Source organism: Mycetocola sp. Y719 (assembly GCF_056713205.1).
Window position 1 is genome coordinate 1,144,104 of record NZ_JBWYGY010000001.1, and the last position, 20,774, is coordinate 1,164,877.

Annotated in this window: 17 protein-coding genes; 1 reads left to right on the forward strand and 16 read right to left on the reverse strand. The window is 66.6% G+C overall.

The genetic code is table 11. From position 1 onward, the window contains the following. Window positions 1–13: 13 nt before the first annotated feature. From AC1M0F_RS05380 to eno, 5 genes are all read right to left on the reverse strand, one after another. Complete coding sequence (locus AC1M0F_RS05380) at window positions 14–1,438, reverse strand: NAD(P)/FAD-dependent oxidoreductase (RefSeq protein WP_480237157.1); 1,425 nt, start codon at window positions 1,436–1,438, stop codon at window positions 14–16. 43 nt (window positions 1,439–1,481) lie between these two features. Next, complete coding sequence (locus AC1M0F_RS05385) at window positions 1,482–2,741, reverse strand: S8 family serine peptidase (RefSeq protein ID WP_480237158.1); 1,260 nt, start codon at window positions 2,739–2,741, stop codon at window positions 1,482–1,484. A gap of 8 nt (window positions 2,742–2,749) precedes the next feature. After that, window positions 2,750–3,283 (reverse strand): DUF501 domain-containing protein, encoded by a 534-nt coding sequence (locus AC1M0F_RS05390; RefSeq protein ID WP_480237159.1) that lies wholly within the window; start codon window positions 3,281–3,283, stop codon window positions 2,750–2,752. A 30-nt stretch (window positions 3,284–3,313) separates the two neighbouring features. After that, window positions 3,314–3,877 (reverse strand): FtsB family cell division protein, encoded by a 564-nt coding sequence (locus AC1M0F_RS05395; RefSeq protein WP_480237160.1) that lies wholly within the window; start codon window positions 3,875–3,877, stop codon window positions 3,314–3,316. A gap of 90 nt (window positions 3,878–3,967) precedes the next feature. Then, window positions 3,968–5,248: a phosphopyruvate hydratase gene (gene eno / locus AC1M0F_RS05400; RefSeq protein ID WP_480237161.1), complete on the reverse strand. Its 1,281-nt coding sequence runs from the start codon at window positions 5,246–5,248 to the stop codon at window positions 3,968–3,970. A gap of 478 nt (window positions 5,249–5,726) precedes the next feature. Between eno and AC1M0F_RS05405 the strand changes: the two genes are divergently transcribed. Next, window positions 5,727–7,340 (forward strand): hypothetical protein, encoded by a 1,614-nt coding sequence (locus tag AC1M0F_RS05405; protein ID WP_480237162.1) that lies wholly within the window; start codon window positions 5,727–5,729, stop codon window positions 7,338–7,340. Between the two features lie 62 nt (window positions 7,341–7,402). Here the strand turns inward: AC1M0F_RS05405 and hisS are convergent, their stop codons facing one another. The 11 genes from hisS to AC1M0F_RS05460 all read right to left on the reverse strand — a co-directional run bounded on the left by hisS (window position 7,403) and on the right by AC1M0F_RS05460 (window position 20,583). Next, window positions 7,403–8,695 carry a histidine--tRNA ligase gene (gene hisS, locus AC1M0F_RS05410; RefSeq protein WP_480237163.1) on the reverse strand — a complete coding sequence of 431 codons (1,293 nt, stop codon included), beginning with the start codon at window positions 8,693–8,695 and terminating at the stop codon, window positions 7,403–7,405. Between the two features lie 36 nt (window positions 8,696–8,731). After that, window positions 8,732–9,412, reverse strand: coding sequence for a nucleoside triphosphate pyrophosphohydrolase (locus AC1M0F_RS05415; protein WP_480237164.1), 681 nt, complete (start codon window positions 9,410–9,412; stop codon window positions 8,732–8,734). After that, the gene (locus tag AC1M0F_RS05420; protein ID WP_480237165.1) at window positions 9,409–10,848 is read right to left on the reverse strand and encodes an aldehyde dehydrogenase family protein; all 1,440 of its coding nucleotides are present in this window, start codon (window positions 10,846–10,848) and stop codon (window positions 9,409–9,411) included. Before AC1M0F_RS05420 ends, AC1M0F_RS05415 begins: the two co-directional genes overlap by 4 nt. Beyond that, window positions 10,845–11,723: an SDR family NAD(P)-dependent oxidoreductase gene (locus AC1M0F_RS05425; RefSeq protein WP_480237166.1), complete on the reverse strand. Its 879-nt coding sequence runs from the start codon at window positions 11,721–11,723 to the stop codon at window positions 10,845–10,847. The genes AC1M0F_RS05420 and AC1M0F_RS05425 overlap by 4 nt, the downstream gene beginning before the upstream one ends. A gap of 68 nt (window positions 11,724–11,791) precedes the next feature. Beyond that, entirely contained in the window at window positions 11,792–15,406 is a 3,615-nt protein-coding gene (mfd, locus tag AC1M0F_RS05430) for a transcription-repair coupling factor (RefSeq protein ID WP_480237167.1), read from the reverse strand. A gap of 43 nt (window positions 15,407–15,449) precedes the next feature. Next, window positions 15,450–16,064 (reverse strand): aminoacyl-tRNA hydrolase, encoded by a 615-nt coding sequence (gene pth / locus AC1M0F_RS05435; protein ID WP_480237168.1) that lies wholly within the window; start codon window positions 16,062–16,064, stop codon window positions 15,450–15,452. A gap of 82 nt (window positions 16,065–16,146) precedes the next feature. Continuing rightward, on the reverse strand, window positions 16,147–16,749 hold the full coding sequence (locus AC1M0F_RS05440; RefSeq protein WP_480237169.1) for a 50S ribosomal protein L25/general stress protein Ctc: 603 nt from the start codon (window positions 16,747–16,749) through the stop codon (window positions 16,147–16,149). A gap of 267 nt (window positions 16,750–17,016) precedes the next feature. Next, window positions 17,017–17,556, reverse strand: a complete 540-nt coding sequence (locus AC1M0F_RS05445; RefSeq protein WP_480237170.1) for a gluconokinase — start codon at window positions 17,554–17,556, stop codon at window positions 17,017–17,019. Between the two features lie 16 nt (window positions 17,557–17,572). Continuing rightward, complete coding sequence (manD, locus tag AC1M0F_RS05450; protein WP_480237171.1) at window positions 17,573–18,811, reverse strand: D-mannonate dehydratase ManD; 1,239 nt, start codon at window positions 18,809–18,811, stop codon at window positions 17,573–17,575. A gap of 39 nt (window positions 18,812–18,850) precedes the next feature. Beyond that, the gene (gene uidB, locus AC1M0F_RS05455; protein ID WP_480237172.1) at window positions 18,851–20,335 is read right to left on the reverse strand and encodes a glucuronide transporter; all 1,485 of its coding nucleotides are present in this window, start codon (window positions 20,333–20,335) and stop codon (window positions 18,851–18,853) included. A 32-nt stretch (window positions 20,336–20,367) separates the two neighbouring features. Next, window positions 20,368–20,583 carry a hypothetical protein gene (locus AC1M0F_RS05460; RefSeq protein WP_480237173.1) on the reverse strand — a complete coding sequence of 72 codons (216 nt, stop codon included), beginning with the start codon at window positions 20,581–20,583 and terminating at the stop codon, window positions 20,368–20,370. Between the last annotated feature and the right edge of the window lie 191 nt (window positions 20,584–20,774).

Here is a 20,774-nt window from a genome sequence, read left to right on the forward strand (position 1 = left end):
TCTCTTTCTCGAGCTACTTCGACGCGGCGACAGCTTCCTTCTCGGCCACAGGCTTGGGGGCCTTCTTCGTCGCAGGCTTCTTCACGGTCTCGACCGGCTTCACCACTTCGGCCGCAGCAGGCTTGGGCCGGGAGGCGAACTCCTCGAACGCGGCGCGCGGGTTCTGCGCGGCGCTGAGGTTCACGATGTCGCGGCCCAGGAAGAAGTTGTTCACCCAACCGACGATGACGCGGATCTTGCGCTCCCACGTCGGCATGGCGAGTCCGTGGTAGCCACGGTGCGCGAGCCAGGCCGGAAGGCCCTTGATGGCGATCTTGCCGGCCTGGAAGACGCCGACGCCAAGACCGAGGCCGGCGACGGCACCCATGTTCTTGTGGAAGTACTGCTTGGGCTCTTCGCCCCGCAGCACGGCAACGATGTTCTTGGCCATGAGCTTGCCCTGACGCACAGCGTGCTGTGCGTTCGGAACGCAGAAGCCGCCGACTCCGCCACCGGACAGGTCGCGGATCGCGGTGACGTCACCGGCGCCCCAGGCATCCGGAATGAACTCGTCATCGGTGCCGACGCGGAGGTCAGGACGGACGACGAGGCGCCCGCGCTCTTCGATCGGAAGGTCGGTGTTGCGAACGATCTGCGGGTTCGCCATGACGCCGGCGGTCCAGACGATGAGGTCGGACTCGAATGTCTCGCCCGTCGACAGCTCGATCTTGCCGTCGAGCGCAGACGAGAGCTGCGTGTCGAGGTGCACGAGGGCTCCTCGCTGGGCCAGGTTCTTGAGCACCCAGTGGCTGGTCTTCAGGCTGACCTCGGGCATGATCCGTCCCATGGCCTCGATGAGGTGGAACTGGACGTCCTCGAAGGTGATCTGCGGGTACCGTTTCAGCAGAGCGCTGGCAAATGAACGCAGCTCGGCGAACACCTCGATGCCGGCGAACCCTCCGCCGACGACGACGAAGTTGAGCAGGCGGTCGCGTTCGGGGCCGGCGGGAAGGCTGGCCGCCTTGTCGAAGTTGGCCAGCATGCGGTCGCGGATCGCGATCGCCTCTTCGATCGTCTTGAGGCCGATGGCCTGGTCGGCGACACCCGGGATCGGGAAGGTCCGCGACACGGCGCCTGCGGTGACCACGACGATGTCGTAGTCGAACTCCCACGATTCGCCGAGGGAAGGCTGGATGGTGGCCTTCTTGTCCGCGTGGTTGATGTTGGTGACCTTGGCGGTGATCACCGTCGTCTTCTTGAGGTGGCGTCGCTGGGCGACCACCGCGTGGCGGGGCTCGATCGAGCCTGCAGCGACCTCCGGGAGGAAAGGCTGGTACGTCATGTAGGGAAGCGGGTCAACGACGGTGACCTCTGCTTCGCCGTGGCGAAGCCACTTTTCCAGCTTCCATGCGGTGTAGAAACCGGCATAGCCGCCGCCGACAATCAGAATTTTTGGCACGGTGAGAATTCTCCTACTGGGGGGTCACAAGGACTCAAACAGGTTACTTACTGCGAGACACACGTTTGAAATGCCGGGTAGCGGCGATGGCACCGAGCACTACTAGGGTACCAGTTCCCAGGAACAGGGCGAGCGGGAGGCTGACATAGAGCAGGCTGTCCCGCGTCGGCAGGAACGGATTGGCCGGTCCGGCCACGGTATCGAGCGGAGGCACGGTCGGGATGCTTCCCTCATCTTCAGGCACAGGCTGAGGTGTGGATGCGGCCTTCCTGTGCTGGGTGATCCACGCGGCCAGGTCGCCCATCGGGTTGGCGTCGACGGAGGGAACGTCAGCCGTGAGTGCGGCGAGAGCGTTGATGTAGCCGTATCCATAGATCGCGCTGGGGAGCTTCTCGCCTGCCACGGGCGACGCGGTCTTGATGATCCGGTTGATCACGTTGGCGGTATCCATGTCCGGGTAGCGCGAGCGCACGAGGGCAGCGATTCCCGCGACGATCGGCGACGCGCCCGAGGTACCGGCCCACTGGACGTAACTGCCGTCCGGGGACACTCCGACGAGCTCCTCGCTCGGTGCGGCCACCGACAAGGTGATGCCCTGGCTGGACGCGTCATAGCTGGCCTTGCCTGACGGGTCGACCCCGGCGACGACGAGCACGCCGGGGATCGTTGCAGGGGCACCGACCTCGTCTGTGCCGCTGCCGCGGTTGCCTGCGGCAGCAACGATGATGACGTCGTGCTCGTTGGCGTAGGTGAAGGCTTCGTCCCAGCTCTCCGGCCAGTCCTTCGTGTTCGTCGTGAGCGACATGTTGATGACGTCAGCACCGTTGTCGACTGCGAAGTGGATGGCGTCGGCGATCTGGTCGGCGAACTGGATGGTCGATCCGCTCGAGCCGAAACCGACGGAGATGGCGATGAGGTTCGCTGAGGGCGCGGTGCCGATGACCCCGGTGTCGCTTCCGTTGCCCCGGCCGGCCGCGAGCGATGCCACCCAGCTGCCGTGCGGGTTCTCGTCCGCTCCACCGACCGGTGTGCGTCCGTCTGCGCTTCCGACACCGGATGCGTCATGACCGGCGACGACCGCGCCGGTGAATTCAGGGGGCCCGCTCGCGATGCCGGTGTCGATGATCGCGATCGTCGCCCCAGCACCTGTGCTGAACTTCCAGGCCTCCGAGACGCCGTAGTCGGCGAGCCAGTATTCGGCGTCCCTGACGGGGTCGGCACTCGCCGGGCTGGCGCCGGCCGTCACCGTGCCCGCCACGATGAGGGCGGTCAGCCCGCCTGCGAAGATCCCCCGATACTTCATGCCCCTGCTCACTCCCCCGCCGGAGCGGTTTCTGCGATGTCGACGACGCACTGGCACACCGTCGGACTCCAGTCTGCACGTTCGAGCGCAAGATCGCCGACCGGATTCACTCCCGGCCCTGCCGCGAGCGTATGACCGACGAGAGCGTGGAGGCATTTCACGCGCACAGGCATCCCCCCTGCGGAGATGCCGGCGATCTCAGGAACCACGGCGATGCTCTCCCGATCGGCGAGGTACGCCGCGTGCGCTGCGGCGTAGCCGGACCGCAGCGCGTCGTCGTCAGCCAGCAGGTCGTTGTACTCGTTCATCACCTGGGTCGCCTCGAGGGCAGACACTGCTGCGGTTGCCGCGGGGTGGGTGAGGTAGTAGAAAGTCGGGAACGGGGTCCCGTCGTCGAGCCGCGGAGAGGTGGAGACCACGGTCGGTGCTCCGCACACGCAGCGGGCGGCGATCCCCACCACGTTGCGCGCGGGGCGGCCCAGCTGGGCTGAGACGGCCCGGATGTCCTCAGCCGTCACGGTCTCGAAAGGCGGTGTCGTCATGCATCCATTATCCCTGCTCGGGACGACGGGTCAGGGCGTCGGCTCAGGGGTGGGCGTCGCCGGGACACCCGAGTCGGTGGCGACCTCGGCGAGACCTGCGCTGACGAGTGAAGCGAGCATGGATTCCGCCCAGTCGACCCTGGTGGCCTGTAGCTCCGTGCTGACCGGCGCTTCCGACTCTCCGAACAGCGCGGCATCCACGTCGTTCATGACGATGAAGCTGATCTCACCGGGGTTCACGTAGAAGAGCCGGTCGCGCGCCTGCGTCATCACGTATGTGCTGTCGTTCCACCGTTCACGTTCTTCGCTGAGCCGGCTGATCTCGTCTTCGCTGGCGTCGACGGATGCCTGCAGCTGCGCGATCTGCTGGCGCTGCTCGATGTATGACTTGAGGTTCGGCGCGATGACGATGATCCCCAGAACGAGAAGCGCCATCATCAGCAGTCCGAACCCGGAGAAACGGATGCCGCGGATCCAGCTTCCCGCCTCGGATTCGGGCACAGCGACAACGGGCTCGGGCAGGCGCGCGTCGCGCTCCCGGCCGATGCGCCACTTGCCTGCCTGCGTGCCGGTGGAACCCGGTCGTCTGGCCATGCGTACCGCCCCGTTCCTGTCGTCGCTCCACGCACAACTCCCGGTGTGCGCCGATTTCTCAGCGCGCACCGGGAGTCGGGTGAAAGTGGTTTACGCCGAGAACCTCGGGAAGGCGCCACGACCCGCGTAGACCGCGGATTCGCCCAGCTCTTCTTCGATCCTCAACAGCTGATTGTACTTTGCGACCCGCTCGGATCGGGCAGGCGCACCGGTCTTGATCTGGCCCGCGTTGGTCGCGACCGCGAGGTCGGCGATGGTCGTGTCCTCGGTCTCACCCGAACGGTGGGAGAGGATCGCCGTGTAGCTGGAGCGCTGCGCAAGGGCGACGGCGTCGAGCGTCTCGGTGAGCGTTCCGATCTGGTTCACCTTGACGAGGATCGAGTTGCCGACCTTGAGGTCGATGCCCTTGCCGAGACGGCTCGGGTTCGTCACGAACAGATCGTCGCCGACGATCTGGACCTTGTCGCCGAGTTCGGCGGTGAGGTGCTGGTAGCCTTCCCAGTCCTCTTCCTCGAGCGGGTCTTCGATCGACACGAGCGGGTACGCGGCAACGAGCTCGGCGTAGTACGCGCTGAGGTCCTGTGCCGAGAGCTGCTTGCCCTCGAAGTGGTACGAACCGTCCTTGAAGAACTCGGTCGCCGCGACGTCGAGCGCGAGGGCGATGTCCTTGCCGGGGGTGTAGCCGGCGTTGGTGATTGCCTCGACGATGAGGTCGAGCGCTGCGCGGTTGCTCGGCAGGTTCGGTGCGAATCCGCCCTCGTCGCCGAGCCCGGTTGCGAGGCCCTTCGACTTGAGGAGCGCCTTCAGCGCGTGGTAGGTCTCGACGCCCCAGCGCAGGCCTTCAGAGAAGCTCTCGGCCCCGAGGGGAACGATCATGAACTCCTGGATGTCGACGTCGTTGTCCGCGTGGGATCCGCCGTTGATGATGTTGAGGAGCGGCACGGGGAGTACGTGTGCGTTCGGCCCACCGAGGTAGCGGTAGAGCGGGAGGTCCGCAGCCTGCGCTGCGGCCTTCGCGACGGCGAGGCTGACACCGAGGATGGCGTTGGCGCCGAGGCGTTCCTTGTTGTCGGTGCCGTCGAGGTCGATGAGGGTCTTGTCGAGCAGGCGCTGGTCGTCGGCTTCGAGGCCTTCGACCGCTGCACCGATCTCGTCGAGGATGCCGTCGACGGCCTTGAGCACGCCCTTGCCCTGGTAACGGTCGGAGTCACCGTCGCGCAGTTCGTACGCTTCGAATGCGCCGGTGGATGCGCCGGATGGAACGGCAGCGCGCTCCACAACGCCGTTGTCGAGGAGGACCTCGACCTCAACGGTCGGGTTCCCACGGGAATCCAGAATTTCGCGAGCGCCTACAGCCTCAATGAGTGCCACAGTATTTCTCCTGTTCGGGGTGGTGCGGTGGATTGTGTGGAGCGACGTTGACCCGAGGATCAGTCTAGCCATCCGGTTCAGGCAGGTTACGAGTGCGTTGCGGGAGGCACCCCCCCCGAACGCCCGGAAAGTTGCATCCCGTGCACAAAGAAGGCGAACCGTGGCCAGCCGGGAGTTGTGGAGTTCCCCAACAATTCGATCCGATCGTCGTTCACCATCGCCAACGCTGCTACGTTCACCCTGCTACCAGGAGTGACACCGATGGGCCGCGTCAGAGACGACCGGACCGGAGGCGTCGAGGCCACAAACCGGCTGGTCGCAGCATCCCGCAACCCGCCGGTTCGCCGGCACCCCGAACAGACGTACGTCACAGCAGACCACTCGCGTTCGGCTTCCCACCTGCTCCTCCGGTGGCGGCTGCCCGGTCTCTTCGTCGCGCCTGTGAGGGTCCCTCTTCGGCACACTTCAGGAGAATCCTTTGAGCAGCACTCCCCTATCAGGCCCGGCCCCGGCCCTCGCCTGGAAGATCGCGACCATCGTCCTCAGCGTTCTGATGATCGCCGCGGTGGCGTTCTTCTTCTACTTCACCCAGAAGATCACAGACGGCGCCCAGCAGCTCGACTCGGGTGCGAGCCTGGCCGCCGCCGGATCAGGCGACCTCTCGGACGGTGCGACCGAGATCGACGACGGTGCTGCGACCCTCGCGGACGGCGCGACGAGCGCCGCCGCAGGGGCGGAGAAGCTCGAGGCGGGAGCGACAAGCGCCTCTGCGGGAGCCGGAAAGATCGCGACGGGTGCGCAGAGTGCCGCCGATGGCGCCTTCGCCCTCTCGAACGGTGCAACGAGCGCCGCCGCGGGAGCGCAGAAGCTCTCCGCAGGTGCGACGAATGCATCGGCGGGCAGCTCGACGCTCGCGGCTGGCGCCGGAAGCGCCTCAGACGGCGCCGCGCGGGTCTCCGCCGGGGTCGCCGGCGTCAGGGACGCGATCGAGGACAAGCTGTACCCGGGTGCGACCGACCTCGCCGCGGGCGCCAAGCGGCTCAATGCCGGGGTCATCGAGCTCAGCACGGGTGCCACCACTCTCGCGACGGGCGCCGGTCAGCTCGCCCCGGCGGCAAAGAGCCTCAACTCGGTCCTGCCAATGGTGACGACCTTCGCCGGTTCAGCACGGGATGACTCGGCCATCGTCGTCTCCGAGCTGGAAACCCTCATCAAGGATCTCAAGAACACGGGCCCCACCAGTGACCTCGTCGCCAAGCTCGAAGCCATCCAGACGACCGCCACCGCGACACGCGCAATGGCGACGGGAGCGGCGAACACCCTCGATGCGCTCGAGCCCGCTGTGACAGCGATGGCAAGCTTCCCGACGATCGCGTCCGGAAGCGCCGGCCTTGCGGCCGGACTGGGCGACACCGCACCGATCAAGGGCGTTTTGCCCAAGGGCGGGCTGCTGTACGCCGAGAACGTGCCCGCACTCGCCGCTGGCGCCGGTCAGCTCGCAGCCGGACTCGGGGCCACTCCGCCGATCAAGGATGTGCTCCCCACCGGCGGCCTGCTCTACGTCAAGAACCTGCCGACGCTCGCTGCCGGAGCATCCGACTTGTCTGCCGGGGTGAACAAACTCTTCGTCGGCGCGACGAGCCTCAACGCAGGTCTGTCCACGCTGCAGGCCGGCGCGTCGAGCCTGTCCGTCGGCAACGACAAGCTGGCGGTCGGCGCGTCGAGCCTCTCCACCGGCACGCAGACACTCGCCGAAGGCTCATCCAGGCTGAACGCAGGACTCGCCGCCCTGTCGGCAGGCTCGACCTCACTCGCTGAGGGCACCACGAAACTGGCCGACGGCGCAGGCACGCTCAGCGACGGCACCACCACGCTGGCCGATGGCGCCGCCTCGCTCGCCGACGGCAACGCGAAGATCAGCGACGGCACCACCGAACTGCACAGCGGCGCAGCTGCCTTCAGTGCGAGCCAGCTGACCGGTTCCCCGTGGCTCTGGGCTACTGTCCTGGTGCTCGTGCTCGCCGGAGCAGCACTTCTCGTCCGTCGCATGGTCCTCACCACGCGCGCCGAGGCCGCAGCCGACTCGGTCTGACCAACTCGAGAGGCGTGGATCACGGGGCCAGCCGGCATCCGTCATCCACGCCCCTCGCGTCGTCAGCTGAGTGGCTTGAACTCCAGGTCCTCTGCGGATGCCATCGACGCGGCCACGAAGGCGAACGCGCTGAATCCGGCAGTGGTGACGCGGTCGAGCAGGGCTTTCATGTTCTTCACCCGCGGTTCGAGCCTGACCCGCCTGCCGGAGGCTACGAGGTCAGATTTGAGTGCGATGAGGGCGGCTGGGTCGACGTCACGGTCGTAGACGAGCACGACGGACTCGACACCGGCGTCCTCGGGCAGGTCGAGCAGGTCCACGATCCGTTCGAAACCGATCGAGAAGCCGGTCGCGGGCACATCCTGGCCCAGGAATCGGCCGATCATCCCGTCGTAGCGTCCGCCGCCACCGAGGGAATAGCCGAGACCGGGGTGTTCGATCTCGAAGATCGGGCCCGTGTAGTAGCCCATCCCCCGCACGAGGAACGGGTCGAAGACGACGGGGGTCGCGCCGCTTGCGTCTCCCTGCCCAGCCGCCAGTCCGATGGCCGCCAGTTCGGCGATCACCGACTCGTCGACCCCGCGGGGCAGCCTCGAGCGGATCTGTTCGGCGCCGAACGGCAGCGCGGGTGCTTCGGGCTGGGCGAAATACTCCTCCAGCCGGTCGACGGCCGCCGGGGTGGCCTGTCGTTCGCGCAGTTCGGCGATGACGCCGGCCGTGCCGACCTTGTCGAGTTTGTCGATGGTGATGAGCACCCCGGGGTGCTCGTCCGCGACGAAACCGAAGGCGTCGAGCATGCCTGTCAGCAGTCGGCGGTCGTTGATCCTGACCCGGCAGTCTGTGAGGCCGAGGGCGGCGAGCGCGGCGGAGGTCGCCGTGATCAGTTCGATCTCGGCGAGCGGCCCTGCCTCACCGATGATGTCGATGTCGCACTGCACGAACTGGCGATAGCGGCCCTTCTGCGGCCGCTCCGCCCGCCAGACCGGCGCGATCTGGATCGACCGGAAGACGGGTGGCAGTTCGGCGCGGTGGGTGGCGTAGAACCGTGCGAGCGGCACGGTGAGGTCGAACCGCAGGCCGAGGTCGGTGAGCGAGTCCAGGCTGTCCGATGACGCCGCGGCGGCGGCATCCTCAGCGGTCAGGCCGCGCTTGAGCACGTTGAAGGCGAGCTTCTCGTTGTCACCGCCGAGCCCGGAGTGCAGGCGGGCGAAGTCTTCGACGACCGGCGTCTCGATCTCGTCGAAACCGTATGCGGAGAACACGCGCCGGATGACACCGAGGGCGTGTTCTCGCCTGGCCTTGTCTCGGGGAAGGAAATCGCGCATGCCGCGGGGCGGTGTCACAGGAGAGGCCATGGCTCAATTCTGGCACGCGGTCGGGCGCGGCCCCGGTCAGTCGCCGCGGTCTGCGCGTTCCCGCTCCCTGATGCCGTCCTGAAGCTCGCGCAGCGCTGAGCGGAGGGCGCGCTCGGCGTCGAGTCCCTGCGACCTCGCGTCCGCGGCGATGTCGAGCAGCACGCGGCCGAGCTCCGATTCGTCGGCGAACCTCTCGATCGGGCGCTCGACGGGTGGTGTGAGTCCCGCGCGTTCTGCCCGGGTGAGGACCTTTTCAGCGAGGGCGAGGGCAGGCATGCTCTGGGGAATCCCGTCGAGGGCGCTCGTCCGCGTCGACTTCTCGGCGGCCTTCGCTGCGCTCCAGACCCGCCAGACATCCTCGACCGTGAGCGCGGTCTCGTCGCCGAAGACATGGGGATGCCGACGGATCATCTTCTCGTTGGCCGCTCTCGCGATGTCATCGAGCGAGAACCGCTCGGAGTCGGTCCGCCTGGCGATCTCCGCGTGGAAGACCACCTGGAGAAGCACGTCTCCGAGTTCTTCGAGCATGACGTCACGGTCATCGGCCTCGACCGCGTCGATCAGTTCGTAGCTCTCTTCGATCAGGTAGGTGACGAGGGAGGCGTGGGTCATGGTCTTGCTCCACACGCAGGTGTCGAGCACCGTTCTCATCGACGCGGCAAGCGCGTCCATGTTCGGCAGGGCGCGAGGGTTCCCCGCTCCGAGGTCGTCCGTCATCGCTTGCGACGCCAGGTCCTGGCGATGACGGCGCGGATCAGGAAATCGCGGAGGTCGTCGTGCGGGGGGTAGATGATCTGCAGGGTGTCAGGCTTCGTCGACTTCGACAGCACGGCCTTCTCGTGGCTGAAAGTGTCGATCGAGAACCTGCCGTGGTATCGCCCTGTGCCGCTCTCCCCCACTCCGCCGAACGGCAGGGTCGGAACGAGCAGGTGGGCGGCGGGTATGCCGAGCCCGACAGCACCGGAGGAGGTCTCCCTCAGGAACCGGCGCTCCACCGACCGGCTCGGGCTGAAGACGTACAGGGCGAGCGGCTTGTCACGTGCGGTGATGAAACGGATGGCGTCACTCACCCCGGCGACGTGCACGATCGGCAGCACAGGGCCGAAGATCTCGTTCTCCATGAGTGGGTGGTCTGGATCGACGCCATTGAGCACCGTCGGTGCGATGTACCTGGCGTCCCTGTCCACCTCCCCGCCGATCTCCGGGGTCGTCCCTGCGAGCAGCGTAGCGAGCCTGTCGACATTCTGCCCGTTGACGATTCGAGCCAGGTCCGCGCTCGTGCGTGGTTCGTTCCCATAGAGCTCGGCGATGGCCGCTGCGAGGTGCGGTACGAGGGCTGCGGCCGTCTTCGCCGTGGCAAGAAGGTAGTCGGGCGCGACGCAGGTCTGCCCGGCGTTGAGGAACTTGCCCCATGCGATGCGCCGTGCCGCGACGGCGAGGTCTGCGCCGTCGTCGACGAAGACCGGTGACTTGCCTCCGAGTTCGAGCGTGACAGGGGTGAGATGCTCGGCGGCCGCGCGCGCGACGATGCGTCCGACACGTCCGTTGCCGGTGAAGAAGATGTGGTCGAACCGTTCGGCCAGGAGAGCGGTCGTTTCGTCGACGCCTCCTTCGACGACGGCGACGGCGGCCGGGTCGAGGTACTCCGGCAGGAGTTGGGCCATCAACCGGGATGACGCGGGGGCGAGTTCGCTCGGTTTCACGAGCACCGCGTTGCCCGCGGCAAGTGCGCCGACGAGCGGGACGAGCGAGAGCTGTACGGGATAGTTCCACGGGCCGATCACGAGGACGACACCGAGCGGCTCCCGCACGACCTTCGCGCTCGCTGGGGCGAAAGCGAGCGGGACCGCGACGCGGCGCGGGCGCAGCCAGGACCGGAGGTGACGAAGGGTGAAGTCGATCTCGCCGACGATGAGCCCGATCTCGCTGATCTGAGCTTCTGTCGGGCTTTTTGCGAGGTCGGTGGCGAGGGCCCGCTCGAAGTCGGGTCCGCGCTCGATCAGCATGCGCTTGAGCGCGGTCAACTGCCGCACCCGCCAGGCGAGCGGCTTGGTGCCGCCCCGTTCGAACGCGTTGCGCAGCGTGCCAACGATCGACGCGGCATCCGCACCGGGAACGGACACGACGGGGACGCCGGTCTCTGTCGTGCTCATGCTTTCGGCTCCTCCGGAACGACGGCAACGGACGGAGCGGTCTGCTCCGTCCTGCCGGTGAACTCATCCATGCTCGAGTACACGCGGAATACCTGATCGGCGACGACGTCCCAGGCGCGCTGAGGGAGGGCACCCTTGAGAACGGTGGCGAGGCTCACCGTCCACGGTGTCATCCGCATCGGCCTGCCCGAGAGCATGGCCTGCCAGGCCCGCGCGACCGCGATGTCAGGAAGAAGGACTGGCGTGAGCAACGGCCCGCGTGCACCGTCGAACATTCCCGTCGCGACATACGACGGGCAGAACGTGGTGATCTTGACGTGGGTGTTGCCGGACCGTTCGAGTTCGAGCCGGACCGAGTCGCTCCAGCCGATGAGCGCCCACTTGGACGCCGCGTAAACGCTCATCCTCGGGTTGGACAGGGTGCCTGCTGCCGACGCGATGTTGAGGATCCGCTTCTCCCTGGTGGGATCCAGGATCATGGCCGGCAGGAATTCGCGGGTGACGTGCATCGGAGCGATCGCGTTGATGCGCATCGTCGGCTCGGTGTCGCGTTCCGAGTCGGTGTTCCAAAAGTAGTCGTTCCCCCGAACGATTCCGGCGTTGTTGATGAGGACGTCCGGGACGCGTCCCTCATCGAGTTCGTGGCTGGCCGCGCTCCTCACGTCGTCGAGTTTCGACACGTCGACGACGCGGGTGTGGATCACCGTCCCGTAGCCGGAGAGGGCGCTGGCCGTCGCATCGAGGGCGAGCGGATCGATGTCCCACAGGGTCACCGATTCCGCCTCTTCCTGGACGGCGCGTTGCGCGTAGAGCCGGCCCATCCCTGACGCCCCTCCCGTCACCAGGACGCGGGCGTGTGCGACGGTAAAAGCCACGGGAACCTCCATCGGTTGCTGAGGATTCTCACCCTATTCCATGCCGGAAGCACGAGGGCCGGGGCACGCTAGGAAGCGGCCTCGGCCCCCTTCGGAGGGAGTGGGAACAGTGCGTCGAGGAACTGCGCCACCCACGCGATGAGGTCGGCGTCGGTGAGTTTCTCGCCGTGCTTCTCCGGCATCGGGACGATCAGTGCGTTGGCCTGCGCCAGGTATTTGCCGCCGGGGTACATCCGTCGGAGGCGTGCCTGCAGAGAGTCGGGCAGGTTCGCCGGGGCGGCGCGCAGGTTGCTGCCCATCGCCACGAGTTCGCTGAGCCCGACGCGCTGGGCACGCTGACGCAGCTGGGACACGGCGATGAGGTTCTGTACCTGGGCCGGCGGCTCTCCGTACCGGTCGGTCAGCTCGTCGATGACGAGTCCGATCTGGTCGTCGGCCGCAGCGGGCCCGGATGCCGCGGACAGCTTCTGATAGGCCTCGAGCCGCAGTCGCTCGCTATCGACATAGTCCTCGGGGATGTGGGCGTCGACGGGCAACTCGAGACGGAGTTCCGTCTGGCCCTCGGCGACGTCCCCGCGGAAGTTGGAGACCGCCTCGCCGATCATCCGCAGATAGAGGTCGAAGCCGACGCCGGCAATGTGCCCCGCCTGCTCGCCGCCGAGCAGGTTGCCCGCTCCACGGATTTCGAGGTCCTTGAGCGCCACCTGCATCCCGCTGCCGAGTTCGTTGTTCGCGGCGATGGTCGACAACCGGTCGTGTGCCGTCTCGGAGAGCGGCTTGTTTTCGTCGTAGAGGAAGTAGGCGTATGCGCGTTCGCGACCGCGGCCGACTCGACCGCGGAGCTGGTGCAGCTGGCTCAGCCCGTACTTGTCTGCCCTGTCGATGATGATGGTGTTGGCGTTCTGGATGTCGAGGCCGGTCTCGATGATCGTCGTGCAGACGAGCACGTCGAACTTGCGTTCCCAGAAGTCCACGACGACGCGTTCGAGCACGTTCTCGGACAGTTGCCCGTGGGCCACGGCGATGCGGGCCTCCGGAACGATCTCGGCGAGCTGTGCCGCGATCCGGTTGATGCTCGATACCCGGTTGTGGACGAAGAAGATCTGGCCCTCGCGGAGGAGCTCCCTGCGGATGGCTGCACCCACCTGCTTCTCGCTGTACGGGCCGACGAAGCTGAGGATCGGATGCCGTTCCTCGGGCGGGGTGGCGAGCGTGGACATCTCCCGGATGCCGGTGACCGCCATCTCGAGGGTGCGCGGGATCGGCGTGGCGCTCATCGCCAGGATGTCGACGTTGGTCTTGAGCTTCTTGAGAGCGTCCTTGTGCTCGACACCGAACCGCTGTTCCTCGTCGATGATGACGAGTCCGAGGTCCTTGAACTTCATTCCCTCGCTGAGGAGCCGGTGGGTTCCGATGACGACGTCGATGGTTCCACGTTCGAGTCCGTCCCTGGTCTCCTTCGCCTCCTTCGCCGTCTGGAACCGGCTCAGTGCCCGCAGGTGCACGGGGAACCCGGCGAACCGCTCGGAGAAGGTTTCGAAGTGCTGTTTGACGAGCAGGGTGGTCGGCACGAGCATGGCGACCTGCTTGCCGTCCTGGACGGCCTTGAACGCCGCCCGGATGGCGACCTCGGTCTTGCCGAAGCCGACGTCGCCGGAGAGGAGCCGGTCCATCGGTATGGGCCGTTCCATGTCTGCCTTGACTTCGTCGATCGTAGTCAGCTGGTCGGGAGTCTCCGCGAACGGGAAGGCCTCTTCGAGTTCACGCTGCCACGGGGTGTCCTTGCTGAAGGCGAACCCCTTCGACGCCATCCGCGCCGAGTACAGCTTGACGAGTTCGATGGCGATGTCGCGCACGGCACGGCGCGCCCGGCCTTTGGCCTGCGACCAGTCGCTTCCACCCATCTTCGACAGGGCGGGGGCTTCTCCGCCGACGTATCGGCTGAGCAGGTCGAGCTGGTCGGTGGGGACGAGGAGTTTGTCTCCCGGGTAGCCGCGCTTGGACGGCGCGTACTCGAGGGTGAGGTACTCGCGGCGCGTCTTCGTGGGGTTGCGGCCGCCGCTGGACACCTCACGCTGGCTCAGTTCGACGAACCGGCCGATGCCGTGCGTCTGGTGCACGACGTAGTCACCGGCTTTGAGCTGCAGAGGGTCGACGACGTTCTTGCGCCGTGAGGCCAGCTTCTTGACCTGGCGGGAGTCGTAGCCGATCGTGCGGCCGTAGAACTCGTTCTCGCTGATCAGGGCGAGCCTGGCGTCGACGAGCTCGAAGCCGTTCTCGACCGTCGCCTGCAGGAGGTACGCGATTCCCGGTTCGGGATCGGAGGGGAACTCGGCGACGAGCCTCGCCGGTACCTCACGCTCCGCAAGGACGTCCCTCGCTCGTTCGACGAGTCCGGTTCCGCGGGCTGCGATAGCGACAACCCAGCCGTCTCGGAGCCGTTCGGCCACGTGATCGATAGCACCGTCGACGTTTCCGGAGAAGCTCGGGACCGGGTCGGCCGAGACTCGCACGGTGAGGAGCTCGTCCATCTCGCGTTCCTCGGGCAGGACGTCGTCCGGCCCCTGCTGAAAGGTACTGAACGTCCACCACGGGTGGTCGGAGGCCGGGGCACCTGGTGCGGTGAACCTCGTGGCGTCCCTGAGGTCACCGAGGCTGATGAACTCGCCGCTGGCGAGGTCGATCGGCGCCTGAGCGCCCGCGGTTGCCGCGCTCCACGCCGCAGCGAGGAACTCGCGGTTGGTCTCGGAAAGGCTGATCGCCCGCGTCGCGACCCGTTCAGGCGAAATGACGGCGACCGCCGCTCCGGCCGGGAAGTAGTGGCTCACGGGGACGAGCCGCTCGAGCAGCGCCGGTGCGAGCGATTCCATGCCTTCGACCGGGATGCCGTTGGCGATCTTCTCGAGCATCGCGGTCATGCTCGGGAACTCGTGCTGCATCTCGGCCGCACGCTGGCGCACGGCATCGTTGAGCAGCAGCTCGCGCGCCGGCGGGAGGGCGATCCGGGCGACGGCATCCGGGATGGACCGCTGGTCGGCGACCGAGAACGCGCGGATCTGCTCCAGCTCGTCGCCGAAGAACTCGACGCGGTACGGATGCTCCGCCACCGGTGGGAAGACATCCAGGATGCCGCCTCGGACGGCGAACTCGCCACGACGGGACACCATGTCGACGCGGACGTACGCGAGTTCGACGAGCTGGCGGGCAAGCTGCCCGAGATCGTGACCGCGGGCACCGGCGACGAGCGGAAGCGGCTCGACCGCGGTGAGGTTGTCTGCCAGGGGCTGCAGGGCAGCGCGGACGGAGGCGACGACGATGAGCGGCGCGTCTCCTGACCAGTCCGTCATCTCGCGCAGGGCGGCGAGCCGCTTGCCGACGATCTCGGCGCTCGGGCTGAGTCGCTCGTGCGGCAGGGTCTCCCAGGCCGGGAAGTCGACGATCCTGGCATCAGGAACGACGCTTTCGAGCGCAGCTCGCAGGGATTCGGAGTCGCGTCCGGTCGGTGTGACGACGAAAAGCGCTGCGGGAAGACCCGCACGCCGCCTCGCCTCGATCAGCCCGGCCAGGAGGGGCGCGCGGAGGCCGTCGGTGACGGAGAAGTCCGCGTCACGGGTGGCATAGCCCAGGGCGTTGTCGAACGTGGAGGCGCGCGAAAGCGCTGCGATTAAGCCCTGAAGGATCACCGGGACAGTCTACGCGGCACGTCCGACATTGCCGCCCGCAGCGTCAGGAGGGCGAGTGGACCTTGAGCTGTGCGGCCTGCAGCCCGACCGTCGCGATGAGCTCGACAGCATCCGCCGCGTCCGCGATCAGATTGGGCAGGACGTCCCGCTCAGCGCCCGCGAAGTCCTTCAGCACGTAGTCGGCGGGATCCTGGCGGCCGGGAGGACGCCCGATTCCCACGCGAACCCGGAGGAAGTCCGGGCTCCCAGCGGCCTTCACGATGTCGCGGACACCGTTGTTGCCCCCGTGCCCGCCACCCTGCTTGAGCTTGATCGTGTCGAACGGAAGGTCGAGTTCGTCGTGCACGATGATGAGGCGCTCAGGCTCCAGCGAGTAGAAGCGGAGCAGGGCGGCGACGGGTCCGCCCGACACGTTCATGTAGCTGTTGAGCTTCGCCAGGACGAGCTTCGGTCCGCCGGGAGCCGCGAACCCCTCTGCCACCAGGGCAGGGGTCTTGTGCTTCTTGAACCCTGAACCCAGACGTGTGGCGAGCTCGTCGACGACCATGTGCCCGACATTGTGCCGGTTGCGGGCGTATGCAGGACCCGGGTTGCCGAGCCCGACGATGAGCCAGGTGTTCTCCGCCACAATCGGCTCCTTCTTTCTGCGCCACCACATGAGTTCTCCTTAAGCGGACGAGCCCGCCGGTTCGCAACCATTCGGCTGCGAACCGGGCAGGCTCGGTCTGTTCGACGGGACGTTACTCGGCGGCCGGAGTCTCGGCTGCTTCGGCCTCGGCTGCAGCTTCGGCTTCTTCTTCGGTCTCCTCCGGCTCGGCGATCGCGACGACGAGCAGGTCGGGGTCGCTGAGCAGGCTGGAGCCGGTGGGCAGCGGGACGTCCTTGGCGAGGATGTGCGCACCGACCTCGAGGCCCTCGATCGAGACGGTGAGGTTCTCGGGGATGTGAGTCGCCTCGGCCTCGATGGACAGCGTGGTCGCGTCGCGGTTGACGACGGAGCCGGGAGCGGACTCGCCCTCGAGGTGGACGGGGATGTCCACGGTGACCTTCTCGCCCTTGATGACGACGATGAGGTCGAGGTGCTCGATGATGCGGAGCACGGGGTCCTTCTGGACGTCCTTGACGAGGGCGAGGCTCTGCTTGCCGTCGATTTCGAGCTCGAGGACCGCGTTCGACTTGCGGATGATGAGGCCGATCTGGTGCGCGGGGAGCGCAACGTGCTTCGGCTCGGTGCCGCGACCGTACATGACGGCCGGGATCTTGCCTGCGGCGCGAAGCTTGCGCGCCGCACCCTTGCCGAATGAGGTGCGGGTTTCTGCGACTACTTTGTTGTCGTCAGCCATGGTGATCTCCTTGGGGTGAGCCTGGGCTCTTTCGCGTGAACCGGAGCGCACTCCGGATGGTCTGGGAGGAGGGCCGGCGAACCGGACTCCGTGTCAACTCGAACGCATGTCAGCGTGAGGAAAAGCCGGTTCCTGGAGAAAATCCTGGGTGCCTTGCCCACCGCGTCGATTACGGATGCCGCTGTGCAGCATCCCTCGCCGAAGTTCAGTCGCCAAGTCTACCCCATGACGCGGAGCGGTAACGCGGGCAAGCGAGACGGCGGGCGATCAGCGCTCGGCGTTGACGGAGTTGATCGCGTCGACGGCTTCGGAGACGATGGCGGGGACGGCCTGGTCGATGTCGACGACGATTCCCGGCTCGTCGTCCGCCAGGGGCTCGAGGGCCGCGAACTGCGAATCGAGGAGACTGGGCGGCATGAAGTGGTCGCTGCGGCCCTCGAGGCGTGAGGCCAGCACCTCGCGCGAGCCGGAGAGGTGCACAAACCGCGTCGCCGGCGCGTTCTTCAGGATGACATCCCGGTAGACACGGCGGAGTGCTGAGCACGCGATCACCATTCCCGTTCCCTCCTTGCCCGCTGTGGCGAGGGTGGAGCCGACTGTCGCAAGCCACGGCCAGCGATCGTCGTCGTTCAGCGGGGTCCCGCCGGCCATCTTCTCGACGTTCGACTGGGGATGCAGCGCGTCACCATCGACGAACGGAACCCCGAGGGCGCCGGCGATGAGCGCTCCGATCGTGCTCTTGCCCGACCCCGACACCCCCATCACGATGATCTGGGCGCCCTCGGATGTTCCGTGTGAATTCGTCATGCGTCGATTCTGCCTGTTACCAGTCGTGGACGGTGCCGTCGGCGAGGCGGTTGTACGGCAGGTAGGCGGTTTCGTACGGGTATTTGCCTGCCTCGTCGACGTTGAGTTCGACGCCGAGACCCGGCTTGTTGCCCGGGTGCAGCATGCCGTCGTTCCAGGTGAACGACTGCTCGAAGACGCTGTTGGTCTTCTCTCCGTGCTGCATGTACTCCTGGATGCCGAAGTTGTGGATCGACATCCCGAGGTGCATGGCCGCGGCCATTCCGACCGGCGAAATGTCGGTCGGTCCGTGCATGCCCGACTTGATCTGGTACTGCGACGCGTAGTCGAGCACCTTCTTGAGGTGGCTGATTCCGCCCGTGTGGGTGACGGCGCTCCGCACGTAGTCGATGAGCTGTTCACGGATGATCTGCTGGTAGTCCCAGACCGTGTTGAAGATCTCTCCGATGGCAAGCGGAGTCGTGGTGTGCTGGCGCACGAGGCGCAGGGCTTCGGGGTTCTCGGCGGGCGTGCAGTCCTCGAGCCAGAACAGGTCGTACGGTTCGAGCGACTTGCCGAGCTTCGCGGCCTGGATCGGAGTCATCCGGTGGTGACCGTCGTGGAGGAGCGGGATCTCGGGGCCGAACTCGTTGCGGACAGCCTCGAAAACCGTGGGGACGTGGCGCAGGTAGCTGCGCGTGTCCCAGTCCTCCTCGGCCGGCAGCGCACCGCGCTGGGCGGGTTCGTGGTCGTAGCGCACGCCGGTGTTCGCCTCGAACGTCGCGTTGGACGCGATGCCGTAGATCGACTTCAGCCCGGGAACGCCCGTCTGGATCCGGATCGACTTGTAGCCCTGTTCCTGGTGCTCGCGCACGCTGTCGAAGAGCTCGGGGAGCGACTTGCCCGATGCGTGGCCGTATGCCATGAGACCGGTGCGGGACGCGCCTCCGAGAAGCTGGTAGAGCGGCATGCCCGCCGCCTTGGCCTTGATGTCCCAGAGCGCCACGTCGACGGCGGCGATGGCCGCCATGGTCACCGGTCCGCGACGCCAGTAGGCGCTGCGGTACAGGAACTGCCAGGTGTCCTCGATGTTGTGGGCGTCACGGCCGATGAGCAGCGGCACCACGTGTTCGGTGAGGTACGCCACGACGGCGAGTTCCCGGCCGTTGAGGGTGGCGTCACCGAGGCCGGTGATTCCGTCCTCCGTGGTGAGCTTGAGGGTGACGAAGTTCCTGTCGGGACTCGTGACGATGACGTCGGCCTTCTCGATTTTCATTGGGTTCCTTGTGTCGTTGGGGATGATTCTCAGGAGGGGCTATCTGGCGGCGGGGTCGTCGACGTCGGTCGGCGGGACCGCCGTAGCCGCCGGGCGCTGTGCCGTGAAGGCAGCGGTGGAGAGAGCAGGGTCGATCGGCGACGGATCCTGGCCGGCGTCGTCGCGGCGCGCGGCGATCTCGAGGACGATCTCCTTGTGGCGCTTGTCGGTGAGCGGGTAGAAGAACATCACGACGATGGCGAGAACGGATGCCACCACGGGGATGAGGCCTGCACCGGCCCGGATGCCCCACTCGGCCTGAACGGACTGCTGCACTCCGCCGGAGACGTAACCGCCCCAGGCGAGGGCGTATGCGGCGAGCGCGCCGCCGACGGCCTGGCCGGTCTTGCGGGTGAAGGAGAACAGGGCGTAGATGATGCCCTCGGCGCGGACGCCGGTCTTCCATTCGCCGTATTCGACGGTGTCGGCCTCTAGCGCCCAGACGAGCATGTTCACGAGCACGATGCCGAGCTGGCAGACGACGAGTCCGCTGAAGCCCAGCCAGACCAGATTCGGCGGGGCGAGGAAGACGATCACGCCGCCGACGGCCATGATTCCTGCGCCGGCCATGTATGCGGCGCGTTTTCCGAACGTGCGGACGATCTTCGGCACGAAGCCGGCGATGCCGAAGACGATGACGAGCTGGATGATCGAGAACACAGCGTAGAGCGGGAGCGCGTCGAGGACGTCACGCAGGTAGTACAGCTGCACCGTACTGAGTGCAAGCATGCCGGTGAGGAACACGAACGAGCTGATGCAGAGCATGACGAGCGGCTTGTTGCTCTTGAGAATCGCGAAACTCTGCTTCATGGTCACGTGCGGCACGTCGCGCTTCACGCGCTCCTTCGCCGTGAACGCCGTGAAGAAGTACAGCATCGTCCCGACCACGACGAAGCCGAGCGTCATCGACGTGAAGATCGACTGGAGGTCGTTCTCCGGGGTGATCAAGGGCGCGACGAAGATGCCGAGGCCTGCGCCGACGATCATGGCGCCGATGGTCCTGGCGCTCGCGAGCTTGGCCCGCTCCCCCGGGTCCTGTGTCATCGCGCCGGCGAGCGAACCGAACGGGATGTTCACCAGGCTGTAGGCGAGGCCGAGGGCCGCGTACGTGAGGTAGGCGTAGATGAGCACGCCGGTTTCACCGATCTGCGGGATGGAGAAGGTGGCCACGCTCAGCAGCAGGAGCGGAACCGAGCCGAACATGAGGAACGGACGGAACTTACCGAATCGCTTGCTGTAGGTCTTGTCGACGATGCGGCCGGCGAACAGGTCCGCGAACGCGTCGAACACCCGCACGACGAGCAGCAGTGTTCCTGCAGCAGCAGCCGAAATGCCCGCGACATCCGTGTAGTAGATGAGCAGGAACATCGTGGCCGTTGTGAACGCCAGGTTGTTGGCCGCGTCACCGGCGCCGTACCCGATGATGCTGATCTTCGGCAGCTTGCCGAGCGCCTCGATCGGTGGCGTCGTCGTTGTCGAACTCATGGGGGCTCCTTTACCCGTGTGGCCGCGAGCGGCTATGCGTCGAGGGCGCTCCGCGTGCGGAACAGCATGGGCCAGGAGGTGCGGGCACCCGCTGGCGTTCTCGTGGTGTCGGCAACCTCACCGGTCGTGGTGCTCGCCAGGATGGCAAGGTTGCCGAGCTCGATGGAATCGCGTCGATTCCTGATCGTTGCGATGAGCGTGCGCGACGCGACGGAGCGAGCCGACCGGCGGAAGGCAACTGCCGACATGGTGTCTCCTCTACGCATCGTTGCGGGAACGCGTCCTCGCGAAACTTCGAATGATTTCGGTCGGGATACCCGGCCGCTGGTTAACAGTGAAGCACGGATTTCTCGATTTGGCAAACGGTTGCCATCCTTGTCCCGAAAGATGTCCTGCGGCCAGGTTCACGTTCGACGAACCACCCGGCGGCGACCCTGCA